Source organism: Saliniradius amylolyticus (assembly GCF_003143555.1).
GTDB lineage: Bacteria > Pseudomonadota > Gammaproteobacteria > Enterobacterales > Alteromonadaceae > Saliniradius > Saliniradius amylolyticus.
The window spans coordinates 82752-99226 of the sequence record NZ_CP029347.1; the positions used below are offsets into that span (position 1 = coordinate 82752).

Sequence of the window (16475 nt, forward strand, 5' to 3'; positions counted from 1 at the left end):
CAATTTAATCACTCTTAACGGGTAGTTATGTCACTAAAGCTTAACGTCTTACCCGCCAAGCGCCAACGCTTTTGGCAACGTTTACTGTATCCCGGCGAGCACCGTCGTATTTTGTGGTTGGCACTGCCGATGATCCTGGCCAATATTACCAACCCATTATTGGCGATGGTCGACACCGCGGTTGTCGGGCATATGGACGGGGTGCACTTCCTCGCGGGCACGGCAGTCGCCTCCATGGTTGTCACTCAAATCTACTGGATTTGCGGGTTCTTTCGCATGTCGGCCACTGGTCTGGCGGCTCAAGCTTTGGGTCAGCAAAGTAAGGAGGCTGGGGCTCGAGTCTTATATCAGCTCATTTTTCCTGCCTTAATGCTTGGGGTGCTGCTGATCGTGTTAATGCCTGTCTTGATCTGGGTAGCAGAATGGGTCGCCGATGCAGATCAAAACGTGAACCTGGTGGTGGCCGACTATTTATCGGTCCGTGTCTGGGGCGCCCCAATGGCGCTATCTAACCTTATCCTGATGGGATGGTTAGTGGGCCAGCAAAAGGCACGAACAGTGATGGGCATCCAGATCATAGGTAACTTGCTAAATGCGGGACTTAATCTTCTGCTTGTTTTGGTGATGGATATGGGGGTAGCCGGTGTGGCCACTGCCTCTGTGATTGCCGAGGCGGTAATTTTCGGCTCCGGACTCTGGGTGATTCTGAGGAGATTGAATTGGCATGGATGGCGGCGGCACTGGTTTCGGTTGGCTGAATATCAGGCTGTGTTAAAGCTAAACGGTGACATCCTGCTACGCAATCTGGCTTTGCAGTTCTGTATGGCCGTGATGACCATCCAGGCAGCGCGTATCGGCGAAACCACAGTGGCGGTCAACGCCATCATGATGCAGTTCTTTGTGATCACCGCGCTTGGCCTGGACGGCATAGCCTATGCTGTGGAAGCTTTGGTAGGAGAGAGCAAAGGTGCCCGGCGACCCCGGCAGTTATACTTCAGGACCTTACAGGGCTTGTTATGGTCCAGCGCCCTAGCTTGTCTATACAGCTTGGTGTTTGTGCTTTTTGATCAGCGCATCGTCGCCATTCTGACCGATTTAACGGCCCTGAGAGAGTCTATCCAGCCCTTCTTGCCGTACGTGTGGCTGATACCACTGATTGCTCACTGGTGTTTCCTGTTCGATGGCGTATTCATCGGTCTGACCCGGGGCAAGGCCATGCGTAACAGCATGATCTTATGTATGACCCTAGTTTTTGTGCCTCTTTGGCTGGGCTTGCTGCCTTTAGGCAACCATGGACTGTGGACGGCGTTTTGTGGTTTCTTACTGGCGCGGGGCCTGACGTTAGGCGGTTACTTTATCCATCTGCACAAACAAGCGCGGCTCTGCGAAGGCTAGAGCCGCGTTGTAGGTGTTAGTAGTAGGAGTGTTCACCGGCCTGGTGTTCGGTGGCATCCATCACTCCCGTCAGTTCCGGGAACTGATTGAGCATTTGTTTCTCGATGCCTTCCTTTAGGGTGACATCCACCATGGCGCAGCCGTTACAGCCCCCGCCAAATTGCAACACCGCCTTACCGTCTTCGGTGATCTCGATCAGAACCACCTGACCGCCGTGGCTGGCCAGTTGTGGGTTGATTTCCGACTGGATCATGTAGTCTACGCGTTCGGCCAGGGGCGCGTCGTCCGACACCTTACGCATTTTCGCATTGGGAGCTTTGAGTGTTAGCTGCGAACCCATTTGATCCGTGACAAAGTCGATTTCCGCCTCTTCCAGAAAGGGCGCACTGTCTTCGTCTACCACGGCATCGAAACCATCGAAATTAAGTCGGACATCATTGGGCTCAACGGCGTTGGGTGGGCAGTAGGACACCCCGCATTCGGCGCTGGGTGTACCCGGATTAACCACAAACACCCGGATATTGGTGCCGTCTTCCTGTTTTTCCAGCAATTTCTTAAAGTGGGCCTGTGCCGGTTCGGATATCTGAATCATGAACATCTCTTTGGTTAACGCCTGTAGTGTCATCATAACAAATATTACTTGAGTAAAACACTCGGGTAATGGTGATTTTCTGGAAAGCACTTAGGGAAACTGATAGCTTTCAGAACAAACCGCACCACCAAGGGCTGTTATGCGCATGAAACGACTATTAATGAGTTTGATCTTCTCGCTGGCTATAGGGTCAGCCAATGCGGTAAGCATCAACCAGGATACCGACTATCTTCCCGAGGGCACCAAGTACGATGCCTCCATCCCCACTCCGGCCTCAGTGCTGGGTTATCCGGTTGGTCGTTGGCATGCTCGCCACGACCAGTTAGTGCAATATTATCAGGCGCTGGCGGTTGCATCGGATCGGGTACAGGTAAAGACCATGGGGTACACTCATGAGCAGCGGCCGCTGCTACTGCTGACCATCTCTAACCCGAACAAATTGGCAAAGTTGGATGACCTGCGCCAGCAACACCTCAACAGTGTGGAGCGAGATGAGGCGAAGAAGGACGCGCCGCTGGTATTGTGGATGGGATACAGCATTCACGGCGATGAATCCTCAGGCGCCAACGCTGCCATGCTGGTGGCCTACTATCTTGCTGCGGCGTTAGATGACGAGGTTAACCAGTTGTTGGATGAGACGGTGATCGTAATGGAGCCGGCTATCAACCCCGATGGGCTGTCGCGGTTTGCTCAGTGGGCCAATATGCACCAGGGACAGAACCGGGTAGCGGATGCCGAGCACCGTGAACATCAGCAACGCTGGCCTTCCGGGCGCACCAACCACTACTGGTTCGATTTGAATCGTGACTGGCTGCTGCTGACCCACCCCGAGTCCCGGGCCCGGATTGCCGAATTTCAGCAGTGGCGGCCCCACGTGTTGACCGACTTCCATGAGATGGGAACCGATAGTACCTATTTCTTTCAGCCCGGTGTGCCCTCGCGTAAGAACCCTTGGACACCGAATAAGAACGAGAAACTGACCGCCGATTTGGCTGAGTACCATGCAGCAACCTTTGATCGGACCGGCCAGCTCTATTTTTCTGAAGAAGGCTTTGACGACTTCTACTATGGTAAAGGCTCTACCTATCCCGACGCTCAGGGGGTAGTGGGGATTTTGTTTGAACAGGCAAGCAGCCGGGGGCACTTGCAGGAATCGATTTACGGGCCGCTGAGTTTTGAGCAGAGTATTCAAAATCAGGTACTGACCTCATTGTCCACCTTTGAAGGCGCACTGGCTAATAAGCAGGAGCTGCTCAGCTACCAGCGTCGTTTTGATGACCAGACCCGTAAGCTTATTGAACAGGACGACCTCTCCGGTTATTTGCTTAGCGAGGCAGATGATCATAGTCGTTTTCGGGCTCTGCTGGATAATTTACGTCAGCACAAAATTGTTGTGAAAGGCTTAACCAAGGATGTGAAGCGGGATGGCAAACTTTATAAGGCCGACAGTAGTGTTTTTGTACCTCTGAATCAGCCGCTTAAATACCGTTTGATTAAGTCCATTTTCTCTACTCGCAAGAGCTTCGAGGACAATACCTTCTACGATGTGTCCAACTGGAATCTGCCCTTGGCCTTTAATATCGATTTCCAGCCGGTGGAGAAGGGAATGTGGCGAGGACTGCCGCTAACCGACCAATTAAACCTCTCGCAGCCGACCCAGCACGATCTGAGTCAAGACGCTTATGCTTATGCTTTTTCCTGGCAGGACAGTCAGGCTCCGGCTTTGCTACAGGATATTCTGGATGCTGGGATTCAGGCTCAGCTGAGTCAGAAGGCTTTCAGCGCCGAAACGGGTCAAGGTGTGGTGAGCTTCGAGCCTGGCACGGTCATTATACCCAAAGGTTTACAGAGTAATGACAAGTGGCGAACCTTTGTCGGAGAGTTAGCTACTCAGCGTGACATCCGTCTATGGGATATTCGCTCCGGTCTGACGCCTCAGGGGCCGGATCTGGGCAGTCGCACCCTGATGATGGCCGAGTCGCCTCAGGTGCTATTGGTCGGCGGGGTTGGCACCTCTCAGTATGAAGTGGGTGAACTCTGGTATTACTTCGATCAGGTTGTGGATATGCCGGTCAGCATCGTGGATCAAGACCGTCTGGGTCATATTCGTTTGGCTGACTATAGCCACATCTACATGGCTGAAGGGCGCTATGACGACTTAACGGATAAGGTGACAGAAGCATTGGAGTCCTGGTTGAAGCAAGGCGGTACCCTGGTTGTTCAGAAAGGTGCCGCTAAGTGGGCCAGCGATAGAGGCTGGCTTAAAGCCGACTTCCTGGATGAGGATGATATTAAGGCGCAGTTTAATACCAGCGAGTTAAGCTATGGGGATAAAGATGCCTTGTCTGGTAAGCAGCGTCTCGCAGGCAGTGTATTTCTGGCCGAGATCGATACGTCTCATCCTTTAATGATGGGCTATCAGGAAAGCACCCTGCCATTTATGCGTAACAGCCAGTGGATTATGCAAAAACCGCATCAACCTTTTACCACTGTGGCCAGTTACAGTGACACGCCTTTGCTGGCAGGATACGCCAGTAATGAGATGGAGCACCTGTTGGCGGGTAAGGCGAATATTGTGGCTCATGATGTAGGACAGGGTACGATTGTGGGAATCACCGATAATCTGGCCTTTCGTGGCTACTGGTATGGCACACGCCGGATTCTGAGTAACGCTCTGTTCTTTGACGGCTTTATTGATGCGGACGGCTAAGAGCCATGACCCAGACTTCGATCTCTAAATGAGGTTGCCGTTCACGCATTAGCTTGGCCAGAGCGTTACAAGTGCTGCCTGTGGTGAGCACATCATCTACTAAGGCTATGCGTCCTTTGGGCGGCGCTTGATTCAGGCGAAAGGCTCCGGCCAGATTTTTGCGGCGTTCAGCTCCACTGAGTCGGCTCTGGGGCTGAGTTGAAAGTGTTCGCCGAATGAGATGTGAATTAACGGGCACGCCGGTTTTTACAGATAACTGACGAGCGAGCAGTGCGGCTTGGTTATAGTGTCGGGCACTAAAGCGAATGCCGTGCAACGGAACAGGCACCAGTACATCGGGCCTGGGCCAGTCAGGTTCCAGACAATAGTGGCAAAAAAGCTCAGTTAAAATGGTGGCTGGCCATAGGCGTTGATGAAACTTAAGTTGTTGAATCAACCAATCTATCGGCCAATCATAGTTACCCAGACAGAGTAGGGCGTCATAGTGCGGGCTGACCAATTTCTGGCGCACGGCGGGCCAAAGTAACAGGTTCTTCGGAGGCTGGCGCAATAATGGGAGGCTGTTACGGCAGTATTCGCAGATAGCAAGATGGCTATCCTGTCCACAAAGACAACAGCTTTGTAGCCTGAGTTTGCTGACGAACTGAGATAACATAGCGATCTCCATATCCACTATCCCGCTCACTAAAGATAGATCAAATGAACGTATTAGAGTCACAGATTACCGGCCAGGGCAGAGACCTGGTGCTTCTACATGGTTGGGGACTGAACAGTGGCGTCTGGCAACCCTGGGTTGAGACTCTCCGGCATGACTTTCGGGTGCATTGCGTCGATCTGCCCGGCTTCGGTCAAAATTACAGCGTATTGCCAGAGATATATAGTTTGTCAGCGCTAACTGACATGGTGGCCGATAAGGTGCCCCGCTCGAGTATCATCGTAGGATGGTCGTTGGGGGGGCTGGTGGCCCAGCAACTGGCATTGTCGTACCGCGACAAGGTAGCTCAACTGATTGGCGTAGCGACCTCCCCCTGTTTCTTAGCACAGCCAGACTGGCCGGGGATTGATGCCGATATTCTGGACGGCTTTCGTCATCAGTTGCACGGTGACATTGCCGCCACCATCGATCGTTTCCTGGCAATCCAGGCCATGGGCAGTAGCTCTACCCGACAGGATATTGCCAGGATAAAACAGGCCATCAGTGATTACCCTGATGCCAGTCCCGTGGCTCTGGATGCTGGCCTGACGATTCTGCGGCAGGCGGATCTGCGTCAGTCTCTGACTCAGATTCAATGCCCGACCCTTCGGATTTATGGTCGGCGTGACAGCTTAGTACCGATGAAGGTACTGGGCCAGGTCGAGCAATTGCAACCGCAGACTCGTTCTATGTTGTTTCCTAAAGCCTCTCATGCGCCCTTTATCTCCCATCAACAGGAGTTTGAGCAGGCCATAGCAAGGTATTTGTCTGAGCCCCTGGCGAACTGATGTTATCAGTCTAACCCTTTGCGTATACTACGTAGACTTTCTTTTTGTCTTGATTTGGTTAATAATTAACCACAGGTAAGAAGGGGTAAATTTGATAATGGCGATCAGCGTAACCAGCAATAACTTGAATTCAGCTATGGTGTCCGGCGCACAGGGCTTAGAGCGTGCCTCGTCCGGCATCACGCAGAATAGTGCTGATATCGCCAGTCAGCAGGTGGCGAAAGAGCCCGGGGCTGATGCCAGCCTGCAGGAGCAACTCGCCTCTTCCAGGCCCGGCCTGACCGATAGCCTGGTAGGATTGAGTACCAATCTGACCTATGCCCAGGCATCGGCAGAGGTGATCGAAACCACCGATGAGATGATCGGTCGTTTTGTGGATGAAACGGTCTAAGCGCTTGTTATGAGTATTGTCACCCCCGCCCCATTGGGGGTCCCATTCACCACAGCCAATCATAATACGGAGTCAGCCCGTAGAGATAACCTTGCCCGCGAGGTTATTCCCCAGCCCAGTCAGGCCGATGAATCCGGCGCGGAAAAAGGCTTGGGGGCTGATTCCGAGCGTGCCCGCCAAAATCAGCAGGCGCAGAACAGTCCCACTTACGATAAGCCTCAGAATGCCCAGTCTTCAGAGTCTGAGCAGCAAGCTAACAACTCTGGCAAGGATAATGGCAAGGATGAAAGCGCGGGTAAGCAGGATGCAGAACGTCGTCAGCAGGAAGCCAATGAAAAAGAAGTCAAGGAGCTGCAGGAACGTGACCGAGAGGTGCGTCAGCACGAGCAGGCCCATGCCAATCGTGGTGGTCAGTATGCCGGAGCGCCCAGTTATGAATATCAGCGCGGACCGGACGGTCAGCAGTACGCCGTAGGTGGTGAAGTTTCCATCGACATCTCTGAGGAGCCTACCCCCGAGCAAACCATCCGTAAGATGGAGCAGGTGAAGGCGGCAGCCTTAGCGCCGGCCGAACCATCGCCTCAGGATTATCGGGTAGCCAACGAAGCTCAGCAAACAGCGGTAGAAGCGCGTGGAGAGGTGGCCAAGGAGAGCATGGCGCAGGCTCAGAAAGCGGTTTCGCAAGCGGGGGAAGGAGCCGAAGAGGATGGCTCTTATCAACCTCCCAGCCCGGATGAAACCGCTGATGGTGGTATTACTGTCGGACGCCGGACCCTGTCTGAATCGGATCCTGTGGCTGAAGCGGCCGGGTTGGCCTCAGACAGCCGTGAATTTAAACAGATGCTGGCCCGTCGGGATAATGAGATTAACCAGCGCTCTCTTCGGATTGCTAATTTCTACGCTCAGGTAACTCAACCTGTAGAGCGCGGACTGGTGCAGCAAAGCATATAGTCGGCCCGAGCTGTTCCGTAATCAGATAAGAAAGCCACCGATGTCGGTGGCTTTTTTGTGACTTACTTTTTAGCCTTGGCAAAGGCCTCGGCAAATGCGTTGCCCATTGCAGCGTTTTCGGGTGCTTTTTCCTTGGACTTAGGCTTAGCGGAGCGTGCTTTGGGTTTTGCCTTGCCCGTTGAAGCCCCACCGCTGGATTGGCTACCGGGCTCATCATCCAGGCGCATACTAAAGGAGATGCGTTTTCGGTTTGTGTCCACTTCCATCACCTTGACCTTGACGATATCACCGGCCTTAACCACATCCCTGGGGTCGGAGATAAATTTATTGGTCATGGCCGAGATGTGCACCAGTCCATCCTGATGCACGCCCACGTCCACAAAGGCTCCAAAATTGGCTACATTAGACACCACGCCTTCCAGAATCATACCTGGCTCAAGATCGTTGAGAGTTTCTACCCCTTCTTTGAAGCTGGCGGTCTTAAATTCGGGACGAGGATCCCGACCCGGCTTATCCAGCTCTTTGAGAATATCGCTTACGGTGGGCAAGCCGAAATTATCGGTCACATAATCATGTGCTTTGAGACTCTTAAGCAACTCGCTATTGCCCATAATCTCGGTCACTGGCTTGCCGGTTTGTTCGACGATAGCTTTCACTACAGGGTAAGCTTCGGGATGCACTGCGGAGGCATCCAACGGGTTATCGCCCTGAGTGACCCGTAAAAAGCCAGCAGCCTGCTCGAACGCTTTGGGCCCCAGACGCTCTACATCAAGCAACTGCTTGCGGTTAGCGAAGGCCCCATTTTGATTTCGAAAATGCACAATGTTGTGAGCTAACGTCTTATTCAGGCCGGATACATAGCTCAAGAGTGCCGGTGAGGCGGTGTTGAGATCCACGCCTACGGCGTTCACACAGTCTTCCACCACGGCATCCAACGACTTACCTAACTGGCTTTGACTCACATCGTGCTGGTACTGGCCTACGCCAATGGCTTTGGGTTCTATTTTGACCAACTCAGCTAATGGATCTTGAAGTCGGCGGGCGATGGACACGGCGCCGCGCAGTGACACGTCCAGATTCGGCAACTCTTTAGCGGCCAACTCTGAGGCGGAGTAAACCGAGGCCCCGGCTTCGCTGATCATGACTTTGTGTACCTCGGCCGTCAGGTCTTTAACAATCTCGCTGGCCAGCTTGTCAGTTTCCCGGGAGGCGGTGCCATTGCCGATGGCGATCAATTCCACCTTGTGTTGCTGACACAGGTTCACCAGCGTGCGCTTGGCCTTATCCCACTGTTTTTGCGGCGCATGGGGAAAAATGGTGGCCGTATCCACGACCTTACCCGTGGCATCGATGACAGCCACTTTTACTCCGGTGCGCAGGCCGGGGTCCAGTCCTAATGTGGCGCGCTGTCCGGCTGGGGCGGCCATCAGCAAGTCTTTCAGGTTATTGGCGAACACTTCGATAGCCGCGGTTTCGGCACGCTCACGCAGGCTGCCAAACAGCTCTGTTTCCATGTGTAGCTGGATTTTAACCCGCCAGGCCCACTGGACGACGGCTTCAAGCCAATGGTCTGCAGGACGGTTCTGCTGGCGGATATGGTAATGCTCTGCGATGATGGTTTCGCAATAGGAACGGCGATCCCCCTCCTCATTATCCGGGTCGGCGACCAGAGTGACTTGCAACAGTCCTTCATTACGGCCCCGGAACATGGCCAGGGCTCTGTGTGATGGGGTTTTGGCAATGCGCTCTGAGTGGTCAAAGTAATCTTTAAACTTAGCAGCGTCTTTTTCCTTTCCGCTGACTAAGACGCTGCGAATATGCGCCACCTTGTTCAGGTGCTGGCGGATCTTTTGCAGCAAGTCGGCATCTTCGGCAAAGCGCTCCATCAGAATGTAGCGCGCTCCATCCAATGCTGCCTTGGTGTCGGCCACGCCTTTGTCGGCATCAATGTAGTCGGCCGCGAGAACCTCAGGATCCTGAGTAGGGTCATTAAATAAGGTGTCGGCGAGCGGCTCTAACCCCGCCTCAATGGCGATCTGGCCCTTGGTGCGACGCTTAGGTTTGTAGGGCAGATAGAGATCTTCCAGTGAGGTTTTATTGTCGGCGGCGCGAATCTTGTCCGCCAGTTGCTCACTTAGCTTGCCCTGATCGTCAATGGACTTGAGGATCACCTGGCGGCGCTCTTCCAGTTCGCGCAGGTAGGTCAGGCGCTGCTCCAGATCCCGTAATTGGGTGTCGTCCAGCCCCTGAGTGACCTCTTTACGATAGCGCGCGATAAAGGGAACGGTGGCACCACCATCAAGCAGGGTGACCGCGGCCTGAACCTGGTCGGCCTTAACGGTCAATTCGGAAGCGATTTTTTCAATAATCATAGTTGGTCTGTCTCTACAATAATGAGGCCTTTATACGGCTTGAAATGGCAAAATGCCAGCGATGTGGCGATGCTTGCATAGAAAAGCTACAACTTAAGGTCATCCGGGTCCGGCTTAAAGGGACGCGGCTGTTGCGGATAGTCGATGGATAATACGTACCAGCGCTTACTGCCTTCCGGTGTGCGCACTATGGCCTCATCATCTACGGTTTTCTTGAGTAGGGCTCGGGCCATGGGCGCATCGATGGAAATCAGATCCTTCTGGCCATAGATTTCATCCGGTCCTACGATGGTAAAGCAGAGCTGTTCGCCGTTGTCGTTCTCGATCTCCACACGAGCGCCAAAAAACACTCGCCCGTCCTGCTCCGGCGAATAATCCACGACTCGTACCTGCTCGAGGCGTTTGCGTAGATAGCGGACCCGACGGTCAATCTCGCGCAACAACTTCTTGTTGTACTGGTAATCGGCATTTTCACTGCGGTCGCCTAAGCTGGCTGCCCAGGATACTTTTTGAGTCACCGCCGGTCGCTTCTTACGCCACAGGTAATCTAGTTCTTGCTGAAGGGCTTCAAAGCCTTGTCGGGTAATCAGATTGGTCTTCATATTGATGGTACAACTTGATCAAGGCCCCTTTATAGCCTTTGCGCCTCGGGATATAAAGTTTGAGATGGAATGTAGATGGGGGCTTTTATGACAAAATAGTTTCAAAAAGTCCCAGCAATCAATACGGGCTGAACTATTCTAAACATTATGGGTAGCCCATGAATCACGACGACTTTTTCATTGGCGGGTTGCCCTGGTTGTCATTCAGGCTACGGTTTGGCAACACGCATTTTTTACCGACAATCAGTAGCCAACTATGCTGCCCGGAGCCAGCCGGGAAACTTCACCCGTATAACGGGTACTGCTATGAAGGAACCTGATGACCAGCAAGGAAACCGCTGGAGAGTTGAGAGTAAAGCCGGGCGTTAATGCCCGGCTTTTTTATCAGTCCTTACTCAGTGGCGTCGTCTTCGATGTCCAGCAGCTCGACCTCAAAAATCAGGGTTGAGTTGGGAGTAATCTTTCCGTTGCCGCGCTCACCGTAGGCCAGCTCAGATGGGATATAGAACTTGTACTTGGAACCCACGTTCATTAGTTGCACGCCTTCGATCCAGCCCTGAATCACTCTACCCAGAGGGAAAACCGCCGGCTCGCCCCGCTCGTAGGAGGAATCGAACGTCGTACCATCCAGCAACGTGCCCTTGTAATGGACCTTAACGGTATCGGCCTTAGTGGGTTGTTCCCCTTCACCTTCTGCCAGTACTTCATACTGCAGACCGGATTCGGTAACGGTCACTTCGTCGCGCTTGGCGTTTTTCTCTAAGAAAGCCTGACCTTCCTGGATGTTTTCTTCGGCCTGTTTTTCTTGATGAGCTTGCTGCTTTTCTTTTACCAAAGCGTCCAGCTGCTTCAGCTCTTCTTGCACTTGTTGCGGATCCAGCTTGGATTCAGCTGTCAGGGCATCCACAAAGCCTTTGATGACCAGGTCACGCTCCAGGTTGACCTCAACTTCTTCCTGCATATCCAACTTCTGGTCCACAAACTTACCCACCGAGGCACCCAGTCCATAGGCTTGCTTTTGCTCTTGAGTCTCCAACTTAACGGCTTGCTGTTGGGCCTGATCGTCTTTCTGACAGGCGCTCAGACCTAATACGGAAGCGGCCACTAAGGCGGCGATAGCAGTTTTTTTCATGTCTTTCTCCAGTGATTAATTTCGGTGCGCGCCCGTTCGGCTATTTTAATTGAGGGCAGCAGTGATAACGCAAAGGGCTTATACTAAACCCCAAAATAAAAAAGCGAAACCCGAGAGAGTGTATGTTGCGAGTTTTAGCGCTGGCCTTGTTGACCCTGATAACAGTCGGATGTTCCGGCTACTTCGACGACCCGGTGAAAAAGCAAGCGCTGGCCCCGGAGGGAGCCATGGCGGCGGCCCTGTCTAAAGACGGTAAGCTGGCCGTGGTGTCCAGCGTTGAAAGCGGCATCAATGTCTGGGACCTGACCACCCATGAGCAGAAGTTTCACTGGTCGCTACGAGGTGAAGAGGCGGTCAATCTGGTGTATGAGGTGGCGATTGCCTGGGATAATAGCCATGCGCTGACCACCGATCAGAAAACCTTTGCCCTCTGGGACCTGCAGCGAGGTGAGCCTACGGGTTTTTGGCGCATTGATGAGTCCAACGTGCGCGCCATCGCTGTGGCTAATCTGGGGCGAGCTATTTTGGTCGGGCGTAGCAATGGTAAGGTGATGTTCATGGAGCCAAATACCGGTCGCCGGTTAGAGTTTCTTGGACACAGTGAAAAGATAAACAGTGTCGCGCTCTCGCCCAACGGTAAGTATGCACTTACTGGTGGTAATGATTATCTGGCCTATTTGTGGGACACCGATACCGGCCAGGTGGTGCATCAATTCAGTATGCCCCATCGAGTCTCTAAGGTCGCTTTGGACGCCAATGGTCAGTATGGTTTTACTGCCGACAGTATGGATAACGCTATTATCTGGGATCTGCGCACCGGCAGAGAGATCAGCCGCTTGCAATATTTTCAACGTCAGAAAATCTTCTCTTCGGTACGCTTTTCTAAAAATGGCGCTCAGATCCTTACCGGCTCGCCAACTCGAGAACTCAACCTGTGGGACACTCACACCGGACAAAACTTGAAAGTATGGCGAGTGACTCCACGGAAACACTCCCAACCCATGAGCGCGGTAGTGTATGATGCCGTGTTTTTATCAGGCAACCAGGTACTCAGCATCAGTAGCGCGGGATTTGCCGAGGTTTGGAGTTACTAAAATATGAAGCACTATACGGATGAGGATATTGAAGCCTTACAAACCCAGTTGGCATTTCAGGAAGACACCATCGATCAACTGAATCAGGCGCTGGCCAGTCAGCAGCGCCAGATCGAGGCGCTGGAATTTAAGTTAGGGCATGTGGTGGACAGGCTAAAGCAGGTGAAGGTGTCCAATATCGCCAGAGAGGATGAGGAAACACCGCCGCCTCATTACTGACAGCTTGTGGTCCTGCTGTTGTAGTGGCAGACTGCGGGCTTCGGAACTTGGACCTTATTCGGGCTTAAATACTCCGATAACATTTTCGTCTTTGCGGGTGGCCTGGCTGACGTCGTCATCCGCCTGACTTTTACTAAATCCACATTCAACGCACTCGACATGCTCGACATTATCGCGCAAAAACAACATCAGGGTGTCCATTGCCTGACATTCGGGACAGACGGCACCGGCGATAAAGCGTTTACGTTTCTTCTCTGACATTTGAACCTCAATGATGACGATTAACAAAATGATACCGCGAATTACGGGGGCAGGGGAACAATGATTCAGCTTTCCGACCTGGAATTGATGCGAGGCAGCAAAGTACTGCTTCAACAAGCCTCTGTTCGAATATATCCAGGCCACAAGGTGGGGCTGGTCGGCCCTAATGGCTGCGGAAAATCCAGTCTATTTGCTTTATTACGAGGTCAGCTGAGTCCCGATCAGGGCCATTGTGATGTGCCGGGACACTGGCAGATTGCCAGCGTAGCTCAGGAAACACCCGCCACCGAGCGCAGAGCACTGGATTATGTGATCGATGGTGATCAGGTATTGAGGCAGATCCAGCAGCAACTTGCCGAGGCCGAGCGGGCGCAGGATGGACAGGCGATGGCGCGGTTGCATGAGCAATTAGAACATGCCGGTGGTTATGATGTGGAGGCGCGTGCCGCCACCATCCTGGCCGGCCTTGGGTTTTCACAGGCTCAGTTGACTCATTCGGTGAGTGCGTTTTCCGGTGGCTGGCGAATGCGCTTAAACCTGGCTCAGGCGTTGATTTGTCGGGCCGATTTATTGTTGTTGGATGAACCCACAAACCATCTGGACTTGGACGCGGTACTCTGGTTGGAGGGGTTTTTACAGCAATACCCGGGCACCATGGTCGTTATCTCCCACGATAAGTCGTTTCTGGATGCCACGGTAAAGGAAATTTGCAGCATCGAGCACCAGCAACTCTTGCTCTACAAAGGTAATTATTCCAGCTTCGAGCAACAAAAAGCCGAGCGGGCCCGCCAAAAGAATTTGCAGTACCAGAAGCAGCAGGCCCAGATCGCGCATTTACAGGCCTTTGTGGATCGCTTTCGCGCCAAGGCCTCCAAGGCCAAGCAGGCTCAAAGCCGGGTCAAGCAACTGGAGAAGATGGAAAACCTGCTACCGGCTCACAGCGACAGCCAGTTTGATTTTGAATTCTTCAGTCCGCCCAAACTGCCTAACCCGCTGGTGGCGATAGACGACGTGAAGGTGGGATATGGCGATAAGCCGATATTGGAACAGGTACAGTTGAATCTGGTACCGGGTAGCCGTATTGGTTTGCTGGGGCGCAATGGGGCAGGAAAGTCCACGCTGATTAAGCTACTGGCCGAAGAAATGACTCCGCTTGATGGTCACTATACCACCTCGGCGGGACTAAAGATCGGCTATTTCGCTCAACACCAGCTTGAGACCTTGCATATTGATCAGTCGCCACTGGAGCACATGGTGCGCTTGGATCCTAAGGCCACCGAGCAGTCACTTCGGGACTATCTGGGAGGTTTTGGTTTCCACGGCGATCAGGCCGTTGAGCGTGTAGCGCCGATGTCCGGCGGTGAAAAGGCCAGATTGGTACTGGCTCTCCTTGTCTATACAAGGCCAAATCTGTTGTTATTGGACGAACCGACCAACCACTTGGACCTTGAAATGCGCCATGCGTTGAATATGGCGCTGCAGGGCTTTGAGGGGGCTCTAGTACTGGTATCTCACGATCGTCACCTGCTTTCCAGCGTCTGTGACGATTTTTATTTAGTCGATAATGGCCGGGTGGAGCCTTTTAAGGGCGACATCGAGGACTACCGGCGTTGGCTTACCGAGTCTGTAACAGTCTCTGCTTCTCAGAAAGGTACCGGACCCAAGCGGGACCGTAAGGCAGAAAAGCGTCTGCAGGCTGAATTCCGCCAGCGGACTCAGCCGCTTCGCAAGGCCATCGACAAGCTGGAAAAAAAGATGGAAGTCGCCAGCGCCGAGTTGAAGCAGATTGAAGAGCACCTGACCGATACCACTCTTTACGAGGAGGAGAATAAGACTAAGCTTAAAGAACTACTCGAAAAGCAGAGCAACGCCAAATTGAAACTGGAAGAAGCCGAACTCGATTGGTTAACCCAGCAGGAACAGCTGCAACACATGGAGCAAGAGTTTGAACACGAACTGGCAGGTGGATGATTTCTGGCAAGTCAGCCTGGACTGGTATCAGCAAGGGCAGCGTCACTTTCTGGCGTTGCAGGATAAGTATGGCCTGAATGTCAATCTGGCACTGCTTTCGCTTTATACTGCTAAGCATGGCTATGTGCTCACCGAGCAGAATTATCACCAGCTGGTGGAAGCACTGGAAGGCACAGAAAAAATTCTTTCCCCCTTGCGCCAGCTTAGGCGCAAGACAAAAGCCATGGATAGCGGTGCTTATAAAGATATGAAAGCCGCCGAGCTGGCTCTTGAGCGGCGTCAGCAAAGTGCCTTATTGGTGATGCTAAAGCACCTCGAGGTTGAGCGCGGTGATGGACACAGCAACCTGGCTAACTATTGTCAAAGTCAGGGCGTCTCTGCTCCCAAACAGCTCGAGTCTTTGCTGGCACTGATTTAGCGTGCGTTTGCCCAGCCTTCTGGAGCATGATGCTGGCGGTACCCGCTTTTCATAGCCAAACCCACCGAAGTTTGACACCGGTCAAATAACCCTACTCATACAGGGGTAAAATGGCGTCATTATCCTTAAACGGAGGTCGCTATGTTAGAGCTTATATTCAATGATCCTGTGGCTTGGGGCTCCCTGCTGGGCATCGGTGTTACTGTGGCTATTTGCCTGTATTACTTATATTTGTTTTTGCATAAGGTGCATCAGTCAAACAAGCACTCCTGATATGGGCCGAAATCCATATCAGGAGCTGCTGACTAAGCAAAAGGTGTGATCAAGGTGGTGGAATCCCCGGCGTACTCCGCCTCTGGGTGGTACTCATGCATCATGGTCTCAATATTTTTGGCTTCTTTGGCATGTACATCAATCATAAGTAAGTACTTACCATTATCTATCTCATGGGCGTACTTGCGCAGATGATAGTTACGTTTGTGCATGCCGTAGAGACCGCCACACCAGGCGCCAAAGCCACAGAATACGACAAAGGCAAAAATGTAGGCAGCGGTTGGCAGTTGGGCGCCCAGATTACTCATGTTAAGAGCCGTTAATGCAATGGCCCCTATCACCAGGCCTATTAAAAATCCTTGTTCACCTGAATGCACCATATCATTCTGCTGGTAGATATTAGCGGAGTGAATATGCCGTCGATGCAGGCCATTCTCATCCTTGCTGACCACATGAAAGTTCCAGTCTGAGATCCCGGCTTTGTGCAGATCCCGGGAAATTTGCTCGGTATTGTCTAAGTGATCCACTAAAAAATACAGTCGTCTCATCATACCCTCCTGTGAGGTGAGTGTAGACTGTATAATTATTGTACAAATGTGAGATTTTCGCGAA

At 52.6% G+C, this 16475-nt stretch carries 17 protein-coding genes; 10 read left to right on the top strand and 7 right to left on the bottom strand.

Features of this window, described 5'->3' with window-relative positions; translation table 11 throughout:
* Positions 1–27 precede the first annotated feature (27 nt).
* Positions 28–1395, top strand: a complete 1368-nt coding sequence (locus HMF8227_RS00420) for an MATE family efflux transporter (protein ID WP_338056539.1) — start codon at positions 28–30, stop codon at positions 1393–1395.
* 16 nt (positions 1396–1411) lie between these two features.
* On the opposite strand, the gene nfuA is transcribed toward HMF8227_RS00420, so the two are convergent.
* Positions 1412–1987 (bottom strand): Fe-S biogenesis protein NfuA, encoded by a 576-nt coding sequence (gene nfuA, locus HMF8227_RS00425; RefSeq protein ID WP_109340965.1) that lies wholly within the window; start codon positions 1985–1987, stop codon positions 1412–1414.
* A 139-nt stretch (positions 1988–2126) separates the two neighbouring features.
* Here nfuA and HMF8227_RS00430 point away from each other — a divergent pair, with 139 nt between their 5' ends.
* Positions 2127–4697, top strand: coding sequence for a M14 metallopeptidase family protein (locus HMF8227_RS00430; protein ID WP_109338295.1), 2571 nt, complete (start codon positions 2127–2129; stop codon positions 4695–4697).
* Here the strand turns inward: HMF8227_RS00430 and HMF8227_RS00435 are convergent.
* Positions 4678–5352, bottom strand: coding sequence for a ComF family protein (locus HMF8227_RS00435; protein WP_162558431.1), 675 nt, complete (start codon positions 5350–5352; stop codon positions 4678–4680). The two genes, HMF8227_RS00430 and HMF8227_RS00435, sit on opposite strands and share 20 nt — an antisense overlap.
* A 44-nt stretch (positions 5353–5396) precedes the next feature.
* On the opposite strand from HMF8227_RS00435, the gene bioH reads away from it, so the two are divergent.
* From bioH to HMF8227_RS00450, 3 genes are all read left to right on the top strand, one after another.
* Positions 5397–6179, top strand: a complete 783-nt coding sequence (bioH, locus tag HMF8227_RS00440) for a pimeloyl-ACP methyl ester esterase BioH (RefSeq protein ID WP_109338297.1) — start codon at positions 5397–5399, stop codon at positions 6177–6179.
* Positions 6180–6276: 97 nt separating this feature from the next.
* Positions 6277–6570: a hypothetical protein gene (locus HMF8227_RS00445; protein ID WP_109338298.1), complete on the top strand. Its 294-nt coding sequence runs from the start codon at positions 6277–6279 to the stop codon at positions 6568–6570.
* 9 nt (positions 6571–6579) lie between these two features.
* Positions 6580–7521, top strand: coding sequence for a putative metalloprotease CJM1_0395 family protein (locus HMF8227_RS00450; RefSeq protein ID WP_109338299.1), 942 nt, complete (start codon positions 6580–6582; stop codon positions 7519–7521).
* 62 nt (positions 7522–7583) lie between these two features.
* On the opposite strand, the gene HMF8227_RS00455 is transcribed toward HMF8227_RS00450, so the two are convergent.
* From HMF8227_RS00455 to fkpA, 3 genes are all read right to left on the bottom strand, one after another.
* Positions 7584–9893, bottom strand: coding sequence for a Tex family protein (locus HMF8227_RS00455; RefSeq protein ID WP_109338300.1), 2310 nt, complete (start codon positions 9891–9893; stop codon positions 7584–7586).
* Between the two features lie 86 nt (positions 9894–9979).
* On the bottom strand, positions 9980–10495 hold the full coding sequence (gene greB / locus HMF8227_RS00460) for a transcription elongation factor GreB (protein WP_109338301.1): 516 nt from the start codon (positions 10493–10495) through the stop codon (positions 9980–9982).
* A 391-nt stretch (positions 10496–10886) separates the two neighbouring features.
* On the bottom strand, positions 10887–11627 hold the full coding sequence (gene fkpA, locus HMF8227_RS00465; protein ID WP_109338302.1) for an FKBP-type peptidyl-prolyl cis-trans isomerase: 741 nt from the start codon (positions 11625–11627) through the stop codon (positions 10887–10889).
* Positions 11628–11749: 122 nt separating this feature from the next.
* Here fkpA and HMF8227_RS00470 point away from each other — a divergent pair, with 122 nt between their 5' ends.
* Both HMF8227_RS00470 and HMF8227_RS00475 read left to right on the top strand, forming a co-directional pair.
* The gene (locus HMF8227_RS00470; RefSeq protein WP_109338303.1) at positions 11750–12721 is read left to right on the top strand and encodes a WD40 repeat domain-containing protein; all 972 of its coding nucleotides are present in this window, start codon (positions 11750–11752) and stop codon (positions 12719–12721) included.
* A gap of 3 nt (positions 12722–12724) precedes the next feature.
* Entirely contained in the window at positions 12725–12940 is a 216-nt protein-coding gene (locus tag HMF8227_RS00475; RefSeq protein ID WP_109338304.1) for a SlyX family protein, read from the top strand.
* Between the two features lie 54 nt (positions 12941–12994).
* Here the strand turns inward: HMF8227_RS00475 and HMF8227_RS00480 are convergent, their stop codons facing one another.
* Positions 12995–13201, bottom strand: coding sequence for a YheV family putative zinc ribbon protein (locus HMF8227_RS00480; RefSeq protein WP_109340966.1), 207 nt, complete (start codon positions 13199–13201; stop codon positions 12995–12997).
* A 60-nt stretch (positions 13202–13261) separates the two neighbouring features.
* On the opposite strand from HMF8227_RS00480, the gene abc-f reads away from it, so the two are divergent.
* The 3 genes from abc-f to HMF8227_RS00495 all read left to right on the top strand — a co-directional run bounded on the left by abc-f (position 13262) and on the right by HMF8227_RS00495 (position 15863).
* Positions 13262–15172, top strand: a complete 1911-nt coding sequence (abc-f, locus tag HMF8227_RS00485) for a ribosomal protection-like ABC-F family protein (protein ID WP_109338305.1) — start codon at positions 13262–13264, stop codon at positions 15170–15172.
* Complete coding sequence (locus tag HMF8227_RS00490) at positions 15147–15590, top strand: TIGR02444 family protein (protein ID WP_109338306.1); 444 nt, start codon at positions 15147–15149, stop codon at positions 15588–15590. The genes abc-f and HMF8227_RS00490 overlap by 26 nt, the downstream gene beginning before the upstream one ends.
* A gap of 141 nt (positions 15591–15731) precedes the next feature.
* Positions 15732–15863, top strand: a complete 132-nt coding sequence (locus HMF8227_RS00495; protein ID WP_109338307.1) for a DUF3149 domain-containing protein — start codon at positions 15732–15734, stop codon at positions 15861–15863.
* A gap of 32 nt (positions 15864–15895) precedes the next feature.
* Here HMF8227_RS00495 and HMF8227_RS00500 read toward each other — a convergent pair whose 3' ends face one another.
* The gene (locus HMF8227_RS00500; RefSeq protein WP_162558432.1) at positions 15896–16414 is read right to left on the bottom strand and encodes a hypothetical protein; all 519 of its coding nucleotides are present in this window, start codon (positions 16412–16414) and stop codon (positions 15896–15898) included.
* Positions 16415–16475 lie beyond the last annotated feature (61 nt).

What these genes read in the sequence shown, in the direction of transcription:
- HMF8227_RS00420 (WP_338056539.1), top strand. Translation starts at nt 28, where the DNA reads ATGTCACTAAAGCTTAACGTCTTACCCGCCAAGCGCCAACGCTTTTGG.
- nfuA (WP_109340965.1), bottom strand. Translation starts at nt 1,987, where the DNA reads ATGATTCAGATATCCGAACCGGCACAGGCCCACTTTAAGAAATTGCTG.
- HMF8227_RS00430 (WP_109338295.1), top strand. Translation starts at nt 2,127, where the DNA reads ATGCGCATGAAACGACTATTAATGAGTTTGATCTTCTCGCTGGCTATA.
- HMF8227_RS00435 (WP_162558431.1), bottom strand. Translation starts at nt 5,352, where the DNA reads ATGTTATCTCAGTTCGTCAGCAAACTCAGGCTACAAAGCTGTTGTCTT.
- bioH (WP_109338297.1), top strand. Translation starts at nt 5,397, where the DNA reads ATGAACGTATTAGAGTCACAGATTACCGGCCAGGGCAGAGACCTGGTG.
- HMF8227_RS00445 (WP_109338298.1), top strand. Translation starts at nt 6,277, where the DNA reads ATGGCGATCAGCGTAACCAGCAATAACTTGAATTCAGCTATGGTGTCC.
- HMF8227_RS00450 (WP_109338299.1), top strand. Translation starts at nt 6,580, where the DNA reads ATGAGTATTGTCACCCCCGCCCCATTGGGGGTCCCATTCACCACAGCC.
- HMF8227_RS00455 (WP_109338300.1), bottom strand. Translation starts at nt 9,893, where the DNA reads ATGATTATTGAAAAAATCGCTTCCGAATTGACCGTTAAGGCCGACCAG.
- greB (WP_109338301.1), bottom strand. Translation starts at nt 10,495, where the DNA reads ATGAAGACCAATCTGATTACCCGACAAGGCTTTGAAGCCCTTCAGCAA.
- fkpA (WP_109338302.1), bottom strand. Translation starts at nt 11,627, where the DNA reads ATGAAAAAAACTGCTATCGCCGCCTTAGTGGCCGCTTCCGTATTAGGT.
- HMF8227_RS00470 (WP_109338303.1), top strand. Translation starts at nt 11,750, where the DNA reads ATGTTGCGAGTTTTAGCGCTGGCCTTGTTGACCCTGATAACAGTCGGA.
- HMF8227_RS00475 (WP_109338304.1), top strand. Translation starts at nt 12,725, where the DNA reads ATGAAGCACTATACGGATGAGGATATTGAAGCCTTACAAACCCAGTTG.
- HMF8227_RS00480 (WP_109340966.1), bottom strand. Translation starts at nt 13,201, where the DNA reads ATGTCAGAGAAGAAACGTAAACGCTTTATCGCCGGTGCCGTCTGTCCC.
- abc-f (WP_109338305.1), top strand. Translation starts at nt 13,262, where the DNA reads ATGATTCAGCTTTCCGACCTGGAATTGATGCGAGGCAGCAAAGTACTG.
- HMF8227_RS00495 (WP_109338307.1), top strand. Translation starts at nt 15,732, where the DNA reads ATGTTAGAGCTTATATTCAATGATCCTGTGGCTTGGGGCTCCCTGCTG.
- HMF8227_RS00500 (WP_162558432.1), bottom strand. Translation starts at nt 16,414, where the DNA reads ATGATGAGACGACTGTATTTTTTAGTGGATCACTTAGACAATACCGAG.